We start from the raw sequence: 20,388 nt of genomic DNA, 5'->3' as shown, positions 1-20,388 counted from the left end.
TGAAGTTTCACTTTATCGCTTATTCTGTTCTTTTTCTTTTTCGTACTGCCGCTGAGGAGTCATTTTGGAAATGGCATCATCCACGACTTCCTGGGCTTTCTTCGCTTCGCGGTCCTGTTTTTGTGCTTCCTCCTGAATGCGGTTTACATCCTGTGGGGTATTTTCACTCATATTATTGGCCTCCCTCAATCATATATGTTTTTAATGTTTCCTCTTTAAAAAGAAATAAACAATCCGGATAGAGATAAAGCCAAAATGCAGGCTGATGATAAAGTTTCATTTTATGTATATACCTTCACCCATTTTAGCCCATTGAACTTGATTTCCTCTTCCGGCCAATTCTGCGGCAAATCTGCATCAGTAATAACAAAATCAATAGCTGAAAAAGGACTGATATGGAAAAATGCCATTTGATTCAGTTTTGAGGAATCGGCTGCCACATAAACCTGTTTAGATCTTTTTATCATAATGGACGAGGCAGCAGCTTCATCCATATTATAATCGCATATTCCTTCGCGGCTCATTCCTCCACATGAGATAAAGGCCTTGTCAAAGTAAAAGTGTTCCAGCATCTGGTTAGTTAGTGAACCTGAGGTTGAGCGCTGCAGGGGATTCACAGTCCCGCCAATGAGAATGACCTTGCCATTGAACAGTTTATTTTCCATTCTCGTATTTAATATGTCTGCGGCAGCCAGGGAATTTGTTACGATCGTAACGTTCTCAACATTTTCAATCGAACCGGCAATATGAAGAGTTGTGGAGCCGACATCCAAAACGATTGTTTCTCCATCGGAAATAAAGCTTGCGGCAGCTTCACCAATTTTCTTTTTGATGGGAAGGCCTATACCAATCCGTTTATTTAACTGCTGCTCCTTCTCTAAGCCAAAATAGTATATCGCTCCTCCATGGATTCTTCGCAATTTGTTTCTCTTCTCAAGCCCTCTCAAGTCACTCCGGATTGTCTCAGGCGTTACACTTAATTTTCTGGAGAGATCCGCTACACTCACTTTATTATTTATTTCTAATTCCCTGATAATTCTTTTGTGCCTTTCCGCAACAATCTCTTTATTCATTAATAGCAACCCCCGCTTTCATGTTATGGATAAGTATAGGGATGAAGTTTTAAAAATTGAGGTTAAAAATATTAATTTATTTAAAAGTTTTAAAACAGAAAGGAAAACAAAAGAATACAAAGAGAGGAAAGTCCCGAATTCCATTCTTCCTTCCTAATAATCTCAGATGAAAATAGAAAATAACATTTTTGTTTATCTTTTTGCCTTTGTTTTCTTTACTAAACAATCTATTGATATTAATACTTCTTTAATAGATTTACTCTAGGATTTTAACCGTAGGGAAAAATTATTGAGCAATTCATGGAGGTAAGGCTGATGAAGAAAGAAAATGAAAGCAAAGGAATGGACAGAAGGACATTTATTAAAGCGGGAGGAGCAGGGACTCTGGCTTTAACCATGGCAGCCGCTGGTTTACCAGGAGACTTATTCGAAAGCAGGGTCCAGGCGGAAGAGATAAGTGAAAAGCTGGAAGGGCCGAGACTTTCCTTCAACTCAAATGGGAAATTTAAAATTGTACAATTTAATGATACGCAGGATGATGAACGGATCGACAGACGGACTATACAGCTGATGGAAAAGGTGCTGGATTCCGAGAAGCCTGATTTTGTCGTTTTAAATGGTGACAATATAACAGGCGGGTGTGACACAGAATTAGAAATGATGCAAGCGATGAATAATGTTGTCCAGCCAATGGAACAAAGAAAGATCCGCTGGGCGGCTACGTTTGGAAATCATGATGAGGACTCAACTCCAAAGAGCGGCATGGATGAGAGCGGTATGCTTAAGTTCTATATGAAATACAAGCATAATATGAACACACCTGGACAAAAAGGCCTTACGGGAACAGGTAATATGAATCTATTAATCAAAAAATCCAAAGGGAATAAGGCAGCATTTAATCTCTGGCTTTTAGACAGCGGCAGATATGCCCCTCAAACAATCGCCGGCCAGGATTTCAAGGGCTATCCAACATGGGATTGGCTGCGATTTAATCAGGTCAATTGGTATTATGAAAGATCCAAAGCAATAGAAAAGCGATATGGCAATAAAGTGCCTTCTCTTGTATTCATACATATTCCCCTATGGGAGCACCGTTTTATGTGGTGGGGCAGTGTGGATGGCCGTACACAGGCAGGGCACGATTTAGCTGCTGCAAGGCATCAAATTAATGGAGAGCGGAATGAAGATGAGTGCCCCGGCCCAATCAACAGCGGCTTGTTTACAGCCATGCTCGACAGGGGGGATGTGAAAGGAGTATTCTGCGGCCATGACCATATTAATACATATTGCGGAAACTACTATGGAATTCTGCTTGGATATGCCGGAAATACGGGTTTTGGCACTTACGGTCTTTCAGGCCCCGACAGAAACAGACTTCGTGGAGCGAGAGTATTTAATTTAGATGAAAATCATGATGGTGTTTTGGCCGATACACATATGGTTTTTGCCAAAGACTACGGAATTGATTTAACTGCCAACGACCAGAGCATGGATCCTCTGCCGCTGGAGAAAAAATAGGCTAAACAGAACCTGCAGTGTTTTATAGAAATCTTGAAAAATTGATGAAGGAGCTTATAAATCATGAAAGAAATTCGGAATGCAGACAAAGATGGTAATATTTTTTCAAGAGAAATGGACCGCCGCGCTTTTTTGCAGAAAACGACCTTAGCTGCAAGTGCAACTATCGGAATATCTTTTGCTAACTCTCTTAATGTAATTACAGCAAGCGCAGCCTCTTCTGCTTCGATAATGAATTCTGCTGGTAAACCTGACTTAGTTTTCCCGGTTATCAGTGACATTCATATCCATAACAGCAGCAATAAAACACTTGAAAAGTTTATAACTACCCTGGAGCAATTAAATAAGGCTGTACCGAAGCAGGATGCTTTTGTGGTTGTGGGAGATTTAACAGATTATGGATATGAATCGGAATTCGATAAGTTTATGTCAGCTTATAATGTCCACAAACAGCCAGGTGCCGTTCCGATGTTTGCCATAGGGAACCATGACTATTGGAATGGCTTATCAGTATCTGAAGCACAAAAGCGATTCCTATCAAAAACAGGCATGGAATCTATCCGCTTTCACAAAGTAATTAAAGGCTACCATTTTATCATTCTCGGAACAGAAGATGGATTAACAGAGGGCACCTTTTCCGCTGAACAGATTAATTGGCTGGGAGAGCAGCTGAAGATTGCGCATGAAGATGATTGGAAGAAGCCAATTTTTGTCTTCCATCATCAGCCGATTAAAGGGACGATCTATGGAAGCGAATGGGGCTTTAATCAGAATAGAGATCTTTTTTACAACACTTTAAAGGAATATCCGCAAGTTATCTCATTTTCCGGTCATACCCACTATCCTCTTGATGACCCGAGAATCATTCACCAGAAGGATTTTACTTCAATTGGAACTTCAACCGGCGCCTATTTGTGGCTGGATGCCGGCAGAATTCAAGGGGAAGTGCCTGAGGGTGCAGATGTTCTGAATCAGGCATTAGTTGTAGAGGTGCATAATAATAAGGTGCTGATTAAGCGCCGTGATATTCATCATAATGACTGGACTGGAGATCCGTTTGAAATCAGCTATCCGGCAAATAAGCAGAAATTTGTTTACACAGAAGACAGAGATAAGAAAGCGCCATTTTTTACAAAAGATGCGATGCTATCCATTTATCATGAAATGACATCAGCCACTGGCATGGCCATTATGTTTACGCAAGCCAAGGATGATCTGCTGGTTCATGACTACAGGGTAGTGGTAAGGCATGCAAATACAGAGGCAGTTGTGAAGGAATTTCTTGCTTTCTCGGAATTCTATAAAGATCCTGTGCCAAATCCGTTAACGTTAACCATTGAAGGATTACAGGCCAATACAGCCTATCAAATTGAAGTGCATGCAATGGATGCTTATGGGAATGTATGTAAAAGACCTTTAAGAGCTTTAGCGAAGACGAAAACATTGGCTGCCGCAGAAACCGTTTAATCTAGCCATGGGGGCAGCAGCAGGGGCGGGAGGAATAGGATTTGATATGTTCATGGCAAGCAGCTTTTACCTGGATATGAGGGAAATCGGGGCTATTACTTATTTTATTCTGACCGTTGCGATTATCCTTGAAGTCTTTGCTGCGAAGATAAAGAAAAAGCTGAAAACAGCATAGTGAATCATTATTTGACCAGGTCCTGTTGTGCCTGGTTTTTTATTATTTAAATGTGATTTTTGCAGTTATAACAATTATTCATGTTTTAAAAATGAATAGTTGTAATTAAAGATTAAAATTAAAAATATAAAATTTTCAGAATTTACTATTGAAATTACAAGATTATCAATCTATAATGAATTTAATTATTTTCATCAGTGGAGAAATTAATATGTAAATATCCATAATTAGGCGAAAATACATATCTTTTTTACGTAATTAATAACATGGTGAAAATAATTGTTCTATTCTGACAGATTTCACTTCTGAGAAAAGCAAAAAAACACAAAATTGTTCGAGGGGGAAAGTAATTTGAGAAGGGTAAACGTGTGGAAAATGCTATTTGTTGTTTTTGTTTCCTTGGTGCTGATGGCTGGCTGCTCCAGCAAAGAAAGCGGAACGGATGAGAAGGAAAGCTCCGGAAGCTCTTCAAGCTCGAAAGAAGAGGAACTAGTGATTGCGGTGAATGAAAACTTTATATCCATGGACCCGCATAATACGGGTGATACAAATTCGAATTCCGTCCAGACGGCTATGTTAGAGGGATTGCTGGGATCGGATGAAGAAGGGCAAATCATTCCGCAGCTGGCTGAGGAATACAGTGTCAGTGATAATGCACTGGAATATACTTTCAAGCTTCGTCAGGGTGTTACCTTCCATGATGGGGAACCGTTCAATGCAGAGGCGGTAAAAACCAGCTTTGAAAGGATTATGAAGGATGAAAGCCTCCGTTTAAACAGCCGCGGATTTAATCTTATTACCAGTATTGACGTGATGGATGAGTATCAAATTAAAGTCACTTTAAAAGAACCATATGCAGGGATGCTGACAAGATTTGTTTCCGCTAAGATCCTAAGCCCGAAGCTGATCAATGACTCTTCGAGCGATATCGGCAAAACACCGGTCGGCACCGGTCCATTCAAGTTTGTGGAATGGGTTCAGGGAGACCACTTAACAGTTGAAAGATTTGATGATTATTGGAATAAGGCAGATCGTGTGAAAAAAATTACGTACAAACCTGTTCCGGAAAATGGCTCTCGTGTAGCTATGCTGAAAACAGGCGAAGCACATGTGATTTATCCGGCACCCGTACAAAACTTGAAGGAATTGGAGAGCAATTCAGACGTTGAAATTCATAAAATTCCTTCCACGATTGCCCGGTATGTATCCATCAATACGATGAAAGAACCATATGATGACGTTCGAATTCGCCAGGCCATTAACTATGCTGTGAATAAAGAGGCGTTTATAAGTGTTGTCAATTCCGGCTACGGCTTGCCGCTGGACTCGATTATTCCGAGTAAAACCCAGTTTTACTCCAAACAGGAAGCTTATGATCACAACATTGATAAAGCAAAAGAATTGATGAAAGAGGCTGGATTTGAAAATGGCTTCAAAGCTGAAATATGGGGCAACACCAATTCCGACACATTGAAGGGAATGCAGTTTATCCAGCAGCAATTAAAAGAAATTGGGATTACAGTTGAGATTAAGTCAATGGAAGAAGGCACGTTGTCAGATGAGATATATGGAGCTCAGACACCGGAAGAGGCAAAGGTGCAAATGTGGTATGTCAGCTGGTCTGCGTATCCATCCGACACCACCAATGCAACGAAGCCATTGTTTAGCAGCAGCTCATTCCCGCCGGATGGAGCAAATACGGCATACTACAAAAATGATGATGTAGATAAGTGGATTACAGAGGTGAATCAAACTGCAGATCCTGACAAGCAGGCAGAAATCTACAATAATATTCAGTCTACTATATACAAAGATGCACCTTGGATCTTCCTTGGGGTAGATGAGATTCTTGCAGGTTCAAGATCAAATGTCGAGGGTGTCTTCATTTCTCCAACAGGCGGAATTAATGTGACAGACGCCAATCTTAAGTAAAAGCAAGGCAAGCAGAAGAGGCATAGGCTGACAATAACCAATGCCTCTTCCTTCTAAGAAAGGGGTTTTCATTTTGCTTCAATATATCTTGAAGAGAATCCTGGAAATGATCCCGATCCTATTTATTGTTTCCATATTAATTTTTTTCTTCACTCATTTAATTCCCGGAGATCCTGCCAGATTAGTTGCAGGAAAGGATGCAACTCTTGATGAGGTCAATATTATCAGGGCAGAATTGGGGCTGGATAAACCGATCTGGGATCAATACATTACATACATGAGCAATTTATTTCAAGGCGATTTGGGGACTTCCTTAAAAACAGGCCTTCCGGTTTCAGAGATGTTTGCAGACCGTTTTATGCCCTCCGTCTATTTAACGTTCATGAGTATGGGCTGGGCATTGGTGCTTGGTTTGTTAATAGGAACATTATCAGCGGTATTCAAAAATAAATGGCCTGATTATCTTGGGATGGTCACAGCTGTTTCGGGAATTTCCATGCCGGGATTCTGGCTTGGTTTGATTCTTATTCAGATTTTTTCTGTCCAGCTCGGATGGTTTCCAACAGGTGGAGCAGAGAGCTGGAAAAGCTATATATTGCCTTCTATCACTTTAGGGGCAGGAATCATGTCCATGCTTGCCAGGTTTACCCGGTCATCATTGCTTGAGACGTTAAGAGCCGATTTTATCCGGACGGGAAGAGCGAAAGGATTAAAAGAATCTGTAGTTATTCCAAAGCATGCACTTAGAAACTCTTTAATTCCTGTCGTAACTATTGCCGGGCTGCAGTTTGGCTTCCTGCTGGGCGGATCGGTTGTCGTGGAGACTGTTTTTAGCTTTCCGGGGATGGGACGATTGCTGATCGACTCCATTGCCTTCAGGGACTATCCAGTCATTCAGGCGGAGCTATTGCTTTTTTCCATCGAATTTATTCTTGTTAATTTAATCGTAGATATTATGTACAGTATGCTGAATCCGAAGATACGCTACGTTTCCTAGAGGAGGGGAATCATGGAAATCATAAAAGAAGTTAATGCCTATACCCCAGTGATTCCAAAGAAAAAATACTCACCTGTTAAAGAATTTTTTAAGAATTGGAAAAAGCAAAAAATGGCATTTGGGGCAAGCATTTTTATACTGCTGTTAATTATCATTGCCATCATTGGGCCCTATATTGCACCCTATGATCCGTATGAGCCTGATTATAATACGACGCTGCAGGGTCCAAGCAATGAACATTGGGCAGGCACGGATGAATACGGCCGCGATATTTTCAGCCGCTTGCTCGTCGGTGCAAGAATCTCGCTTGGTGTCAGTTTTCTGGCTGTTTTTTTAGGAGCGGCTGGAGGAATCATTCTTGGGCTAATGAGCGGTTATTTTGGCGGCTGGCTGGATCGGCTTATTATGCGCGGCAGTGATGTTATGTTTGCGTTTCCGGATCTGCTGCTGGCAATCGCCATTGTGGCCATCTTAGGACCGGGATTAACGAATGTGGTGATTGCAGTATCCGTTTTCAGTATTCCATCTTTTGCAAGACTGGTAAGGGGCTCGACATTGGAGGGGAAAGAGACCGTCTTTGTGGAAGCAGCGAAATCAATGGGAGCCTCACACCGAAGAATTATGTTCAAGCACATTTTCCCTGAAACTCTTGGAAGCTTAATCGTTTTTATTACGATGAGAATTGGAACGGCAATCTTAGCGGCATCCAGTTTGAGTTTCCTGGGTCTCGGTGCCAGTCCTGAAACACCGGATTGGGGTGCTATGCTCAGCCTTGGCCGTGATTATTTAGGAACAGCTTCCCATGTTGTCATGATGCCGGGATTAGCGATCTTTTTGACCGTGCTTGCTTTCAATCTTGTCGGAGATGGGCTCCGGGATGTCCTGGATCCTAAAACGAAGAATGAGTAAGGGAGATTGAAAAAAATGGAGAAGCTATTGCAGGTAAACGAGCTGGAGACGCAATTTACAAAGGATAAGGAAAAACTGAAAATTTTGCGGGGGGTCAATTTCCATATCAATAAAGGAGAGGTACTCGGGCTCGTAGGGGAATCCGGCTGCGGCAAAAGTTTAACCTCCCTGTCGATCATGAAATTATTTAAAGGCACAAGCGGAGAAATTTCGGGCGGAACCATTTCCTTCAAAGGCGAGGATCTTACTCATAAATCAGAGAGGGAAATGAGAAAAATCCGGGGAAAGCAAATGGCCATGATCTTCCAGGAGCCGATGACTTCCTTAAATCCCGTCATGAAAATAGGAGAACAGCTGCTGGAGCCCATCCGGCTGCATCTTGATTTAAACGAAAAACAGGCGAAGGAGCATGTGATTTTTATACTAAAGAAAGTAGGGATTCCCAGGGCGGAAGAGATTATTTATGAATTTCCCCATCAGCTTTCTGGAGGGATGCGGCAAAGGATTATGATTGCGATGGCCATGTCCTGCAATCCGCAGCTTCTAATAGCTGATGAGCCGACGACTGCACTGGATGTAACGATTCAGGCGCAGATACTGGAATTGATGAAACAGCTGCAGCGGGAGGAAGGCATGTCGGTTTTATTAATAACCCATGATCTGGGTGTAGTGGCGGAAATGTGTGACCGGGTAGCAGTTATGTATGCAGGCCGGGTAGTCGAGGAAGCGAATGTATTCGATTTATTTGAAACCCCGAAGCATCCTTATACGAAAGGGCTGATAGGTTCTGTTCCAAAGATCGGCCAGAGGAAGGATAAACTGACATCCATTAAAGGAAATGTGCCAGACCCCAGTAATATGCCAAAGGGCTGCAAGTTTGCTCCAAGATGCAATGAAGCCATGGCTATTTGTTTTGAGGAAGAGCCGAGTGCAACTGATTTGGGAGATGGGAGAAAGTGCAGCTGCTGGATGATTGAAGAAGGGAGGAAGAATGTATATGCCTGAGACACTGCTGAAAATAAACGGACTGAAAAAGTCATTCACGCTTCCGGGCGGCATGTTTGCCAAAAAGAGATCATTAAAGGCCGTTCATGATGTGTCGTTTGGCATCGAGCAGGGAACTACCTACAGTCTGGTTGGTGAAAGCGGGTGCGGCAAGTCTACAACAGGACGGCTGATCTCAAGGCTGCTGACTCCCAGTCACGGTGAAATCTGGATAGATGGGGAAGAAATTTCACAAAAGAAAGAATCACAGCTGAAATTGGTGCGAAAAAAGGTGCAGATGATCTTTCAGGACCCCTATGCATCTCTTAATCCAAGAATGAAAGTAAGAGAGATAATTGCCGAACCTCTTGTGATTCATACGAAACTATCAAAAGCTGAAAGGAATAGATTAGTTAGCGAAATGCTGGAAGTCGTTGGACTGACAGAACATCATGCTGACCGATATGCTCATGAATTCAGCGGCGGTCAGCGCCAGCGGATCGGCATAGCCAGGGCGCTGATTATGAAGCCAAAGCTCATTATAGCTGATGAACCCGTATCCGCTCTTGATGTTTCCATTCAATCTCAAATCCTGAACTTATTAAAGGATTTGCAGGCTGAATTTAATCTTACGTATCTATTTATTTCTCATGATTTAAGTGTAGTCGAACACATCAGCGACAGCATCGGAGTCATGTATCTTGGCACCATCGTAGAATCGGGCCCGAAGGATGTCATCTTCTCAAATCCGCAGCATCCTTATACAAAAGCACTGCTATCTTCTGTGCCAGTCCCGGATCCGAGGCTGAGAAGGGAGCGGATTGTCCTGCAGGGAGACTTGCCGAGTCCGGTTAACCCGCCTTCCGGGTGCCGTTTTCATACGAGGTGTCCTGCATGTATGGATATTTGCAGAACAGTGGAACCAGAGGTGAAAAAAGGGCTGGCGGATGATCATTTTGTTGCATGTCATTTAATGGATTAGCCAATCGTGCCGATTCAATGAGATTGTCCTTAAGGATTTTTCGCTCTGCAGGAATTTATCGGTCACTTTGTCCTGTATATCGGTCAGTTTTCACAGATATCGGTCAGAATTTAATATTATAGGTCACATTTTTGATATATCGGCGTTCCTGCAAACTCACTATAAAAATACAAGAAATAGGAGAGGATTTTCATGAAGGTTGGACTTAGCACGTATAGTTTAGTAAGAGAATTAAGAGATGGCAATATGACGGTTTTGGATGTGATTGACTGGATTGCCGAAAATGGCGGGGAGCACATGGAGATCGTTCCTTATGGCTTCTCGGTTGTAGATAATGCGGAGCTGGCACATCAAATTAAGAAGAGAGCAGAAGCAGCCGGGATTGAACTTTCTGCCTATTCCCTGCCGGCCAATTTTGTCCAGCCGACACAGGAAGCATTCGAACAAGAAGTGGAGCGGCTGAAAGAGCATGTGGATATCGTTAATCTCATGGGCATTAAGATTATGCGCCATGATGTAACAGCATTTCAGCTGAAGCCGGAAGAAATGACGATTCACTACTTTGAAGAGCATTTTGATAAGTTAGTAGAAGGAAGCCGTCAAATTGCAGATTACGCAGCACAATACGGCATTACAACTACCATTGAAAACCACGGATTCAACGTCCAATCGAGCGACCGCGTTCAGCGGGTCATTCATGAGGTGGACCGTCCTAACTTCAAAACAACTCTCGATGTCGGCAACTTCCTTTGCATAGATGAGGATCCGCTCGTTGGAGTAAAAAAGAATCTAAAATACGCAGCAACGGTCCATTTAAAAGATTTCTATATTCGCCCATATTTTGAGAATCCGGGTGATGGAGTCTGGTTCAGAACTGTAAATGAAAACTATCTCCGCGGAGCAATCGTCGGCCACGGAGATTTAAATATACGGGAGATTATTAGATTGATAAAGGGCTCCGGTTATGACGGTTATTTGACAGTGGAATTTGAAGGTATGGAAGATTGCAGAACTGGTTCTAAAATTGGCATGGATAATGTAAGAAGATTATGGAATGAAGTGCAGGCAGTGAATGAATCTAAGCCGATTTTGAAAGGGTGAAGAAAGTGGAGCCATTAAGAGTCTGTATTATAGGAGCCGGATCTATATCTGATATGCACTTCAAGTCCTTTGCCGGCAATTCTGATGCTGTCCTTTACGGGGTGTTTGATTATTCTGCGGAAAGAGCGGAAGCGAAAGCGCTGGAGTATGGAATCAGCCGTGTATATGGGAATATTGAAGAAGTGTACAGTGACCCGAATGTTGATGCAGTAAGCATTTGCACCTGGAATAACAGCCATGCGGAAATTTCTGTTGGAGCACTAAAAGCTGGAAAACATGTTCTGGTAGAAAAGCCTTTGGCCATGAATGTGGAAGAAGCGTTAAAAGTGGAAGAAGCTGTAAGGAAAAGCGGTAAAATCCTGCAGGTAGGTTTCGTCCGGAGGTTTGCTACAAATACAAAAGTGCTGAAGGCTTTTGTTGACAACGGAACTTTAGGCGACATTTACTATGCAAAAGCATCATGCCTGCGCCGTCTGGGAAATCCGGGGGGCTGGTTTGCAGACAAAGACCGCTCAGGGGGAGGTCCGTTAATTGACCTGGGTGTCCATGTCATCGATGTGTGCTGGTACCTGATGGGCCGCCCTAAAGTGAAGTCGATTTCCGGGAATGTGTACAGCAAGCTGGGGAACAGAGGGAATGTTGAGTATTTACGCTTTTATAAAGCGGCAGATTATCAAAAAGACAGTAACACAGTAGAGGATTTGGCGAATGCCCTGATTACGTTTGAAAACGGCGCATCTTTATTTGTCGATGTATCTTATACACTTCATGCTAAACAAGATGAAATCGGCGTCAAATTATATGGCGAAAAAGGCGGAGCAGAACTGGAGCCTGAATTGGCCATTGTAAGTGAAGAAAATAACACCATTTTAAATATTCACCCGCAGATGGATCACTTAACATTTGATTTTGCCAATGCCTTTCAGAATCAGATCGATTCCTTTGTTTCGAGCTGCATAACAGGAACAAATCCTTTGGCGCCCGTTGAAGATGGTGTGGAAATAATGAAGATCCTCGCTGGCATTTATGAAGCGGCAGATAAGAGAAGTGAGGTGACCTTTGTTTAAAATGGAGACTGTAAAACTCTCAAATAAAATTGGTGTGATGGTGGATAGCCTCAGGCTGCCATTGTATGAAGGACTTAAAGTCTGCAAAGATATGGGAGCTGATGGTGTACAAATATATGCGGTTGAAGGAGAAATGGCTCCTGAAAATATGGATCAGAACTCCCGGAAACAACTTAAGAGCTATTTGGAATCCATTGGTCTTGAAATATCGGCACTTTGCGGTGACCTTGGAGGACATGGGTTTCAGGATATTGAACAAAATCCTGTTAAGATTGAAAAATCAAAACGCATTTTGGATCTCGCTGCAGAATTGGGAACAAATATTGTGACGACGCATATTGGCATTATCCCTGAGGAGCAGAACAGCCCCATCTATGAAGCCATGCAGGCAGCTTGTGAGGAATTGGCTCTTTATGCAAGAAGCATGAATGCCTACTTTGCCATTGAGACAGGACCTGAACCATCCGCCAGGCTCAAAAATTTTCTGGATACGCTGAGCACTAATGGGGTATCAGTAAATTTTGATCCTGCGAATATGGTGATGGTGACAGGAGATGACCCGGCAAATGGTGTCAGGCTTCTAAAAGATTATATTGTCCATACACATGTGAAGGATGGAATGAGGCTTAAGTCAGCTGATCCCCGTGATGTATACGGGTTCCTTGGATATGGAGGCGGCACAAACCATGAGAAGATTGCTGAAATGGTTGCCTCAGGTGAATATTTTAGGGAGATGCCGCTAGGAAAAGGATCCGTTGATTTCGAGGCTTACTTCAATGCTTTGAACGAAATTGATTATCAGGGGTACTTAACGATTGAAAGAGAAGTGGACCGAAATCCTATACGTGATATTGCGGAAGCGGTAGGATTCATTAAAAGCTTTAGGTAAATGGATTCATGCTTTGAACAAAGTGTATAATGAGATGGGGATTTCCAATGGAAGCTTCCAAAATGGAATGGGCATTTCTCTTTTGGAAGCTTTACCGGACTTGCACAGAAATGTGATCAAGTTTAAAGGATGTTGTTGGATTTTTCTATGAAGGCGAGAGTCAACACGATTCTTTAAATGCACCTTCAGAGTTGGAAGTCTAAATCTGCAGTCATAAAGAAGGTAGGATAATGGAGAAACAAGATCAGCTTTTAATGAAAAGACAAAATAAAAATCTTGTTCTTGATATTTTAAAGACTAAGTCTCCTATATCAAGGATTGATATTGCGAAAATAACGGGGATGAGTCCGACTTCTATAACACGAATTGTCAATGAACTTCAGCTGCAGGGCTACCTGAGGGAAACAGAGGCAGTTGCGTCTGGAGTCGGGAGAAAAGCGACCTTGCTGGAGGTTCGCGGCGATGTGCTTTATACAGTTGGTATTGAAATTGATAAATCCCTTCTTAAGGTTGGGATTGTCAATTATATTGGAGAAATGGTTTCATTGCTTAAGAGTAAAAGAAATGAATCAGAGAGTTATATGGAAACGCTCCATAAAATAAATATGATCATTCAAAAGATCATGGATGAAAACGAAATTCCGGCTGCTAAAATAGTGGGACTCGCTGTCGGTTTACCTGGATATATTGATTATAAAAACGGGATTGTAAAGGTATCGGATCAGTTAAAGTGGAAAGATGCAAACTTGGCTGAAGATCTGCAAAAGCTTACCTCTTTTAATGTGATAGTTGATAATGAATTAAAAATGAAGATTGTCGCAGAGAGCTTTACAGGGAAAGCAATGAATTCACAGAATTCCATATTAATAGGCATTGGATCAGGAATTGGTTCTTCAATCATGCTTAATGGAGACATTTACAGAGGGGAAACCAATAATGCCGGGGAAATCGGGCATACAGTAATTGACCCTACAGGCAATGTCTGCAATTGCGGCAAAATAGGCTGTCTCGCCACTTATATTTCTGAAGGAGCGATCCTTGCAGACAGCAGGAAAGTGAAGGATATTTCTTCTATAGAAGATGTCTTCCAATCCTACCGGGACCGTGAGCCCTGGGCATTAAATATTATGGATAGAGCCTCCACTTATATTGCTTTGGCAATCAGTAATCTCCTCTGCCTTTATAATCCTGAAGTCATTATTTTGAGCGGTAATACGATTGAGAAACTGCCTGAAATGAAGGATGCCATTGAGCAAAAATGCGAGTTGTATATTTGGGAGCCATTGAAGCAATCGGTGAGAATCGTCTATTCGGAATTAAGTGATAACGGAGTTGTTCTTGGGGCGGCCATACAGGCCCAAAATCTTATGCTGGAACTTGAGTAGCTAAGCCAATTTTAAGGAGAGAACTGAAGTGAAATATACTGCATTAGTAGAGGAAGTCAGGGGAGGACTGGTTGAGAATATTCATACAGGTATCATTTGTGGAGTGGATGATCAATTAGAATCTTTTTATCAGGTTGGTGATGAAGAGCATTACACATACTTTCGCTCCGCATCTAAGCCAATCCAGGCCCTGCCGGTCTTTCTGACTGACATAATTGAGAAATACGGTTTAACAGAGCAGGAAGCAGCATTGTTTACAGCTTCCCATCGGGGAGAACCCTACCATATTAAGGCTCTGGAATCCATGCTGGCAAAACTTCCTGTAAAGGAAGAAGAGCTTTATTGCCCTCCTTCTTATCCTTTAAATATACAGCCAAGAGAAGAGATGATCAGACAAGGGGTTCAGAAAAGAAAGCTTTATCACAATTGTGCAGGCAAACATATGGGATTTATTACCGTATGCCGTGAATGGGGATTTCCGGTGGAGGGATACTGGAAAGAAGACCATCCTCTGCAAAAGCATATATTGGAAATTCTTTCTCATTTATCAGGCATCCCGGTCTCTGCAATTCATATTGGTATTGATGGCTGCGGAGCTCCTGTTTTTGCCATACCCTTAAAAAAGATGTCCGAGGTATACCTTAAGCTGGCTTGTCCCGATTTGATTCAAGATCTCCAGCTGCAGCAGGCAGTCATTAACATGACCGCCACTATGAATAACCAGTTCAATATGGTTGCCTCACAGCATTTTATCTGTTCGATTTTATTGGAAGACAAGAATATTGTTGCTAAAGGCGGAGCCCAGGGTGTGTATTGCTTCGGACTTAAAAAAGAACGTGCTGGATTTGCCCTCAAAGTGTTAAATGGATCTGAGGATGTCTGGCCAAACATTGTAGCATCTATTCTTGAACAAATACACTACAGCAATCATGACACCATAAATAAGCTGAGAAGCCTGAGACCTTCCGTTATTCGAAATAATGCTGGAATGGAAGTGGGATCTATAAAGGAAATCTTCCAGTCAGAGAAATTGCCATTAAATTAAGTAAATTCCAGCACTATTAAAGGAGATACATAAATGTTAATAGAAGTGATCGCAGATACACTAAGTGATGCGCTAATTGCCCAGGAAGCCGGCGCAGGCAGAATTGAACTGGTAACCGGGCTCGCAGAGGGGGGGCTGACACCAGGCTGTGGCGTCATTGAAAGAGTGTGCAGGGAATTAAGGATTCCCGTGAATGTGATGATACGTCCGCACAGCCGCGGGTTTTGCTATTCGGAAGAAGACATTGAAATTATGATTCAGGATATTAAAATGTGCAATAAATCAGGAGCGGCAGGTGTAGTGTTTGGCGTACTTACACCTGACCATCAAGTACATAACGATCATTTAAAGCGGTTAATCGATGCAGCAGGTGGTTTGGATATAACTTTCCACAGGGCATTTGATGAGGCTGATGATCAATTTTCAGCTTTGGAAAGTCTAAAGCAGTATCCGCAAATTTCGAGAATTCTTACATCCGGAGGCCGGAGAAGTGCTGCAGATGCAGCAGAAAGACTAAAAAGCCTGCATGATCTTACAGCAAATAGTCATTTAAAGATCATGGCTGGCGCGGGACTTTCAATTGAAAATATCCGTGCATTTTTGGATGAGGTGCCAGTCTCTGAAGTCCATTTTGGTACAGGAGTCCGCTTCCAATCAAGCTACGATCACCAGATTGATCCTGAGAAAGTGCGAAAGATAATAAAAATAATCGGTGCCTAATGTGAAATGGGCTTTAGCGGAATGCAACCTGCTGAGTAATATGGTATTACTTGTAACCCTTACTATACTAAAAATATTGCTATTAAAAAATGACAGGTACTCATTACACCTGTCTTTTTGTTATTACGAAAAGTCACTATTAAATTACTTTAAATCGCATAAGATTTAAGAAGATAACGTTCTATATACTCAGCTAATCCATCATTTTCGTGGTGTCCCGTAACAAAATCAGCTGCGGCTTTAACCTTGTCGCCAGCGTTCCCCATTGCTACACCAGTACCGGCGTGACGAAGCATTTCTATATCATTGGGTCCGTCTCCAATGGCTGTAACCTCATTTGGGCTGATCCCAAGTTCGTTAAGTAAGCTTTTGATAGCAGCCCATTTGGAAACATCAGGAGCAACCAGCTCAAACCCGTCATTCCAATCGATGACCACTGCTTCCGTTTTAAACAAAGCGGATAATTCGGGACTTGGTGAACCTGTTCGAACACTATATTTAAGAACATCCTGATAAGTTGCCAGTCTTAAATCACCAATATACTGCGGCGGAATTTGCCCAACCTGAGTCCAATAATCGATTTCTTCATTTGTTTCCTTACAATATAGCCCAGCTGCTGTATGGATCATTACATTACATGGACTTTCTGCGGTCAGATGGTGAAAGCGTTCCTCATTCAATCGTACGGTTTTTATTTGTGTAGCTCTTCCTGTCTCTGCCTCATGAATAGCGGCACCATTCAAACAGATCATCGGAGTTTGCAGTCCAATTTCTTTATGGTAGGGAGCGGTTACTTCATAATGCCGGCCAGTGGCTAGAAACACCATTACTCCCTGGTCAATAAGCCGATAAATGGCTTCCATATTTCGGCGGGAAATGTTATTTGAGGCCTTCAGGAGTGTACCATCCATATCAATAAATACTGCACGCATATTCATTTATTTTGCCTCCTCATTCGTTGATAAACCAATCATATCCTCTGAATATTAAGGTCAGGTAAACTCAGTGTATAGATTACGTGATTTTTTTGAAGCAGAAGAGCTTTTGCAATTACTAAGGATAACTTAGATCATGAATTCGAATCTATTAATTTGTGAAGGGCTTTTAGTCCCGGTGTTTGAAAAAGCTATGTTTTATTTTCATGAACTTTCTTAAAAGAAGGTTAATGTATGTAAAATAATGGATTATTACCTTCTATTTCCGTTCGGATTCTTCTATGATTACTACTGTAACAAATATAGCAGCCAAGGAGGAAATGAAAATGAAAAAATGGGTTTTAGCTTTGATGGCAGCTTTAATGATTACAGGTGTGGCGACAGGCTGCAGCAATGAGGAAGACACCGACGAGACGAACACAGAAGAAACTGAAGATACGGGAACAGAAGAAGGCACTGAAGAAGACAGCGAAGATGGAACTGAAGAAGAAACTGAGTAAACACTATATCAAAAGAAAGTGCACCTGCTGCAGTTAGGTGTGCTTTTCTTTTGCCATTAATTCAAATTTTCAGAATGAAGATTGACTGGACTGGCAGTTCCGTGCTACATTAATTTCATATTATTAAAAGGTGTGGTGAAGTATGTCGATTGCAGGTGTCAACTAATTGTTTAGTTGAATAAGGTGCTAATTTTCTGGTTATCGCCAGTTTATTAAGAATGCCTTTTTTCAAACATGACTTGTTTGAATACCTGCTATCAGACTGCTTCCATTTCTATATTTTCGTGTAGTTTTAGACACTAAGCCTGCCTTTAGGGTTTAGTTTGTTTATGCCTGTTCGAAATAGGAGACGCCCGCGGAAGCTTTCTGCCCAATTAACATTGGGGTGGGGAAAGGCTTTTGCGGGCTATTTTATTTGGAATGAGGCAGAGAGAATGAATGAAATGACCTTTGATAAATTACAATACCACGAATTGAAAAATAAAGTGAAACAGCATTGCGTCAGCAGTTTAGGTAAAGCGCTAATTCATAAGCTGGAGCCGAGCTCAAATATAAAAGCCGTCCGCAATCGCTTAAATGAAACAAGCGAGGCGAGAAGGCTGCTGGACGCCGAAAAGCACCTGCCATTAACCGGCATTTCCAATATCACAGGCATTATTGAAAAAGTGGAAAAAGGAATCATTTTAACTCCTTCAGAATTAAACGCTGTTTCCGATTTTCTAAGAGGCTGCCGGAAAATCAAAAAGTTTATGGCAGATAAAGAATTTTTTGCGCCAGTTCTCTACACGTATGCATTATCTATGACGGAATTCAGAAATATCGAAGAAGAGATTTTATATGCAATCAAAGGAAATATGGTTGACTCAGGTGCCAGCAAAGAGCTGAAACGGATTAGAAACCATATTGCCAAAACCGAAGAGAAAATTGAAGAACGATTGAATAAGTTCTTGCGGAGCAGTGCTCATAAGGAATACATTCAAGAATTTTATATAAGTAAGAAGGATGACCGCTTTGCAATTCCCATTAAAGCTTCCTTTAAAAATCAGGTAGCAGGGACAGTAATCGAAACATCTTCAAAAGGGTCGACTGTTTTTATGGAGCCTGATGCCGTTTCAAAGCTTAATGTGGAATTGGCCATGCTGAAATCGGAGGAATCGGTGGAGGAATATCAAATACTGGCCACACTTTCAGGCGCAATTCTCGAAGCCATACATGAGATCCGCATCAATATTGAGTGCATCAGTCAGTATGATATGATTTTCGCAAAAGCGAAGTACAGCAAAAGTACTGACGGCATTGAACCGGCGATTAATAATCATGGGTATATCAAATTAGTAAACAGTAAACATCCTTTATTAGAAGGAAACGTTGTCCCGCTGGATTTTGAAATCGGGAAGGATTATAGAAGCTTAGTCATAACAGGCCCCAATGCGGGCGGGAAAACCGTTGTCTTAAAGACAATCGGAATCCTTACACTGGCTGTCATGTCCGGATTTCATATTATGGCGAAGCCGGGAAGTGAAATCGCCATATTTGACAATGTCTTTGTAGATATAGGCGATAATCAGAGCATAGAGAACGCGCTAAGCACGTTTTCTTCCCATATGAAAAATATTTCCGAAATCCTGAGTGCTTCCACTAATAATACGCTGCTTTTATTCGATGAAATTGGCAGCGGAACAGAGCCGAATGAAGGAGCTGCATTGGCCATTGCCATTCTGGAAGAGTTTTATCATATGGGATGCATCACGATTGCCACTACTCACTATGGTGAGATTAAACGATATTCTGAAATGCATGATGATTTTATGAATGCTGCCATGTTATTCGATAATGCCGAATTGAGGCCGATGTATAAGCTTTTGATAGGTGAATCAGGAGAGAGCAATGCGCTTTGGATTTCCAGAAAAATGAATATCCGCGAACATGTCCTGAAACGCGCGCAAAAGTATATTGAAAACAAGGATTATAATCTGGAAGCAGTACGGGAGAACAAAATAAAGAAGCCAATGGTTGAAGTGAAGCAGAACATTGAGGAATATCCGTATGAAATCGGTGACAGGGTTAAATGGATCAGCCAGGATGATTACGCTATTGTTTATGAGCCATTAGATAAATTTAATAACATTAAGCTGTTCTATAAAAATGAAATAGTGGAAGTGAACAGCAAGCGGATTGAATTGGACATTAAAGCAAGCGAGCTATATCCGGAAGGGTATGACAGGAATACCTTATTTACCAGTTACCATGAACGGAAGCTGCAGCATGACATGGAGAGAGGGTCGAAAAAGGCGCTGCGAAAGGTTGAAAAGGAGATTAGGAATAGGAAGCAGGAATAAAATGAGGCGATCCTCCGCGTGGGGGTTCGCCTATTTGCTGTTTGCCTCTGAGGTAGCATGGGGGTTCGGACAATGAGCTAGGGTTTCCAGCTTTTTGTGTCAGAAGATGGCCCGGGTTCGGACTGAGAATCAGGGTTACCAGCCTTTTGTGTCAGAAGATGGCCCGGGTTCGGACTTAGAACAAGGGTTACCAGCCTTTTGTGTCCGAAGTTGGCTAGGGTTCGGACTTAAAATCAGGGTTACCAGCGTTTTGAGTCCGAAGTAGGCCCGGGTTCGGACTCAGAATCAGGATTTCCAGCCTTTTGAGTCCGAAGTTGGCCCAGGTTCGGACTAAGAATCAGGGTTACCAGCGTTTGGTGTCCGAAGTTGG

At 42.0% G+C, this 20,388-nt stretch carries 18 protein-coding genes and 1 pseudogene; 16 read left to right on the top strand and 3 right to left on the bottom strand.

Translation table 11 applies throughout. The features are described from left to right. Positions 1-12: 12 nt before the first annotated feature. Positions 13-171: a DUF1682 domain-containing protein gene (locus CE058_RS05165; RefSeq protein WP_163140746.1), complete on the bottom strand. Its 159-nt coding sequence runs from the start codon at positions 169-171 to the stop codon at positions 13-15. A 110-nt stretch (positions 172-281) separates the two neighbouring features. Continuing rightward, positions 282-1,073: a DeoR/GlpR family DNA-binding transcription regulator gene (locus CE058_RS05160; protein ID WP_163140743.1), complete on the bottom strand. Its 792-nt coding sequence runs from the start codon at positions 1,071-1,073 to the stop codon at positions 282-284. A gap of 315 nt (positions 1,074-1,388) precedes the next feature. Here CE058_RS05160 and CE058_RS05155 point away from each other — a divergent pair, with 315 nt between their 5' ends. The 14 genes and pseudogenes from CE058_RS05155 (at position 1,389) to CE058_RS05090 (ending at position 16,244) form a co-directional block, all read left to right on the top strand. Further along, positions 1,389-2,591, top strand: a complete 1,203-nt coding sequence (locus CE058_RS05155) for a metallophosphoesterase (protein ID WP_163140740.1) — start codon at positions 1,389-1,391, stop codon at positions 2,589-2,591. A gap of 63 nt (positions 2,592-2,654) precedes the next feature. Further along, complete coding sequence (locus CE058_RS05150; protein ID WP_163140737.1) at positions 2,655-4,058, top strand: metallophosphoesterase; 1,404 nt, start codon at positions 2,655-2,657, stop codon at positions 4,056-4,058. Between the two features lies 1 nt (position 4,059). After that, positions 4,060-4,233 (top strand): annotated as a pseudogene (locus CE058_RS05145) (phosphonate ABC transporter permease); the annotation flags it as partial. A gap of 351 nt (positions 4,234-4,584) precedes the next feature. Then, the gene (locus CE058_RS05140; protein ID WP_163140735.1) at positions 4,585-6,165 is read left to right on the top strand and encodes a glutathione ABC transporter substrate-binding protein; all 1,581 of its coding nucleotides are present in this window, start codon (positions 4,585-4,587) and stop codon (positions 6,163-6,165) included. Between the two features lie 73 nt (positions 6,166-6,238). Continuing rightward, positions 6,239-7,162: a glutathione ABC transporter permease GsiC gene (gene gsiC, locus CE058_RS05135; protein WP_163140733.1), complete on the top strand. Its 924-nt coding sequence runs from the start codon at positions 6,239-6,241 to the stop codon at positions 7,160-7,162. 12 nt (positions 7,163-7,174) lie between these two features. Beyond that, positions 7,175-8,071: an ABC transporter permease gene (locus CE058_RS05130; protein WP_019382316.1), complete on the top strand. Its 897-nt coding sequence runs from the start codon at positions 7,175-7,177 to the stop codon at positions 8,069-8,071. Positions 8,072-8,086: 15 nt separating this feature from the next. Beyond that, positions 8,087-9,076 (top strand): ABC transporter ATP-binding protein, encoded by a 990-nt coding sequence (locus tag CE058_RS05125; RefSeq protein ID WP_048007854.1) that lies wholly within the window; start codon positions 8,087-8,089, stop codon positions 9,074-9,076. After that, positions 9,069-10,037, top strand: coding sequence for an ABC transporter ATP-binding protein (locus CE058_RS05120; protein ID WP_163140731.1), 969 nt, complete (start codon positions 9,069-9,071; stop codon positions 10,035-10,037). Before CE058_RS05125 ends, CE058_RS05120 begins: the two co-directional genes overlap by 8 nt. 192 nt (positions 10,038-10,229) lie before the next feature. Continuing rightward, positions 10,230-11,138, top strand: coding sequence for a sugar phosphate isomerase/epimerase family protein (locus tag CE058_RS05115; RefSeq protein ID WP_163140729.1), 909 nt, complete (start codon positions 10,230-10,232; stop codon positions 11,136-11,138). Positions 11,139-11,143: 5 nt separating this feature from the next. Further along, the gene (locus CE058_RS05110) at positions 11,144-12,205 is read left to right on the top strand and encodes a Gfo/Idh/MocA family protein (RefSeq protein WP_163140727.1); all 1,062 of its coding nucleotides are present in this window, start codon (positions 11,144-11,146) and stop codon (positions 12,203-12,205) included. Position 12,206: 1 nt separating this feature from the next. Then, positions 12,207-13,094, top strand: a complete 888-nt coding sequence (locus CE058_RS05105) for a sugar phosphate isomerase/epimerase family protein (protein WP_163140725.1) — start codon at positions 12,207-12,209, stop codon at positions 13,092-13,094. Between the two features lie 230 nt (positions 13,095-13,324). Then, a complete protein-coding gene (locus CE058_RS05100; RefSeq protein WP_163140723.1) occupies positions 13,325-14,479 on the top strand; it encodes an ROK family transcriptional regulator in 1,155 nt (384 codons plus the stop codon). A gap of 28 nt (positions 14,480-14,507) precedes the next feature. Beyond that, positions 14,508-15,524, top strand: coding sequence for an asparaginase (locus tag CE058_RS05095; protein WP_163140721.1), 1,017 nt, complete (start codon positions 14,508-14,510; stop codon positions 15,522-15,524). A gap of 33 nt (positions 15,525-15,557) precedes the next feature. After that, entirely contained in the window at positions 15,558-16,244 is a 687-nt protein-coding gene (locus CE058_RS05090) for a copper homeostasis protein CutC (RefSeq protein ID WP_163140719.1), read from the top strand. A gap of 149 nt (positions 16,245-16,393) precedes the next feature. Here CE058_RS05090 and CE058_RS05085 read toward each other — a convergent pair whose 3' ends face one another. After that, on the bottom strand, positions 16,394-17,182 hold the full coding sequence (locus tag CE058_RS05085) for an HAD family hydrolase (RefSeq protein ID WP_163140717.1): 789 nt from the start codon (positions 17,180-17,182) through the stop codon (positions 16,394-16,396). Between the two features lie 323 nt (positions 17,183-17,505). Between CE058_RS05085 and CE058_RS05080 the strand changes: the two genes are divergently transcribed. Together CE058_RS05080 and CE058_RS05075 are read left to right on the top strand one after the other, a co-directional pair. Next, the gene (locus tag CE058_RS05080; protein ID WP_250800688.1) at positions 17,506-17,679 is read left to right on the top strand and encodes a hypothetical protein; all 174 of its coding nucleotides are present in this window, start codon (positions 17,506-17,508) and stop codon (positions 17,677-17,679) included. A 434-nt stretch (positions 17,680-18,113) separates the two neighbouring features. Then, entirely contained in the window at positions 18,114-20,018 is a 1,905-nt protein-coding gene (locus CE058_RS05075; protein ID WP_163140713.1) for an endonuclease MutS2, read from the top strand. Positions 20,019-20,388 lie beyond the last annotated feature (370 nt).

The sequence above is a fragment of the Bacillus sp. 22-7 genome (genome assembly GCF_010628845.1).
Classification (GTDB): domain Bacteria; phylum Bacillota; class Bacilli; order Bacillales; family Cytobacillaceae; genus Cytobacillus; species Cytobacillus firmus_B.
Note: the sequence above shows the minus strand (reverse complement) of the source record. Positions and strands in the feature narration are given on the sequence as shown.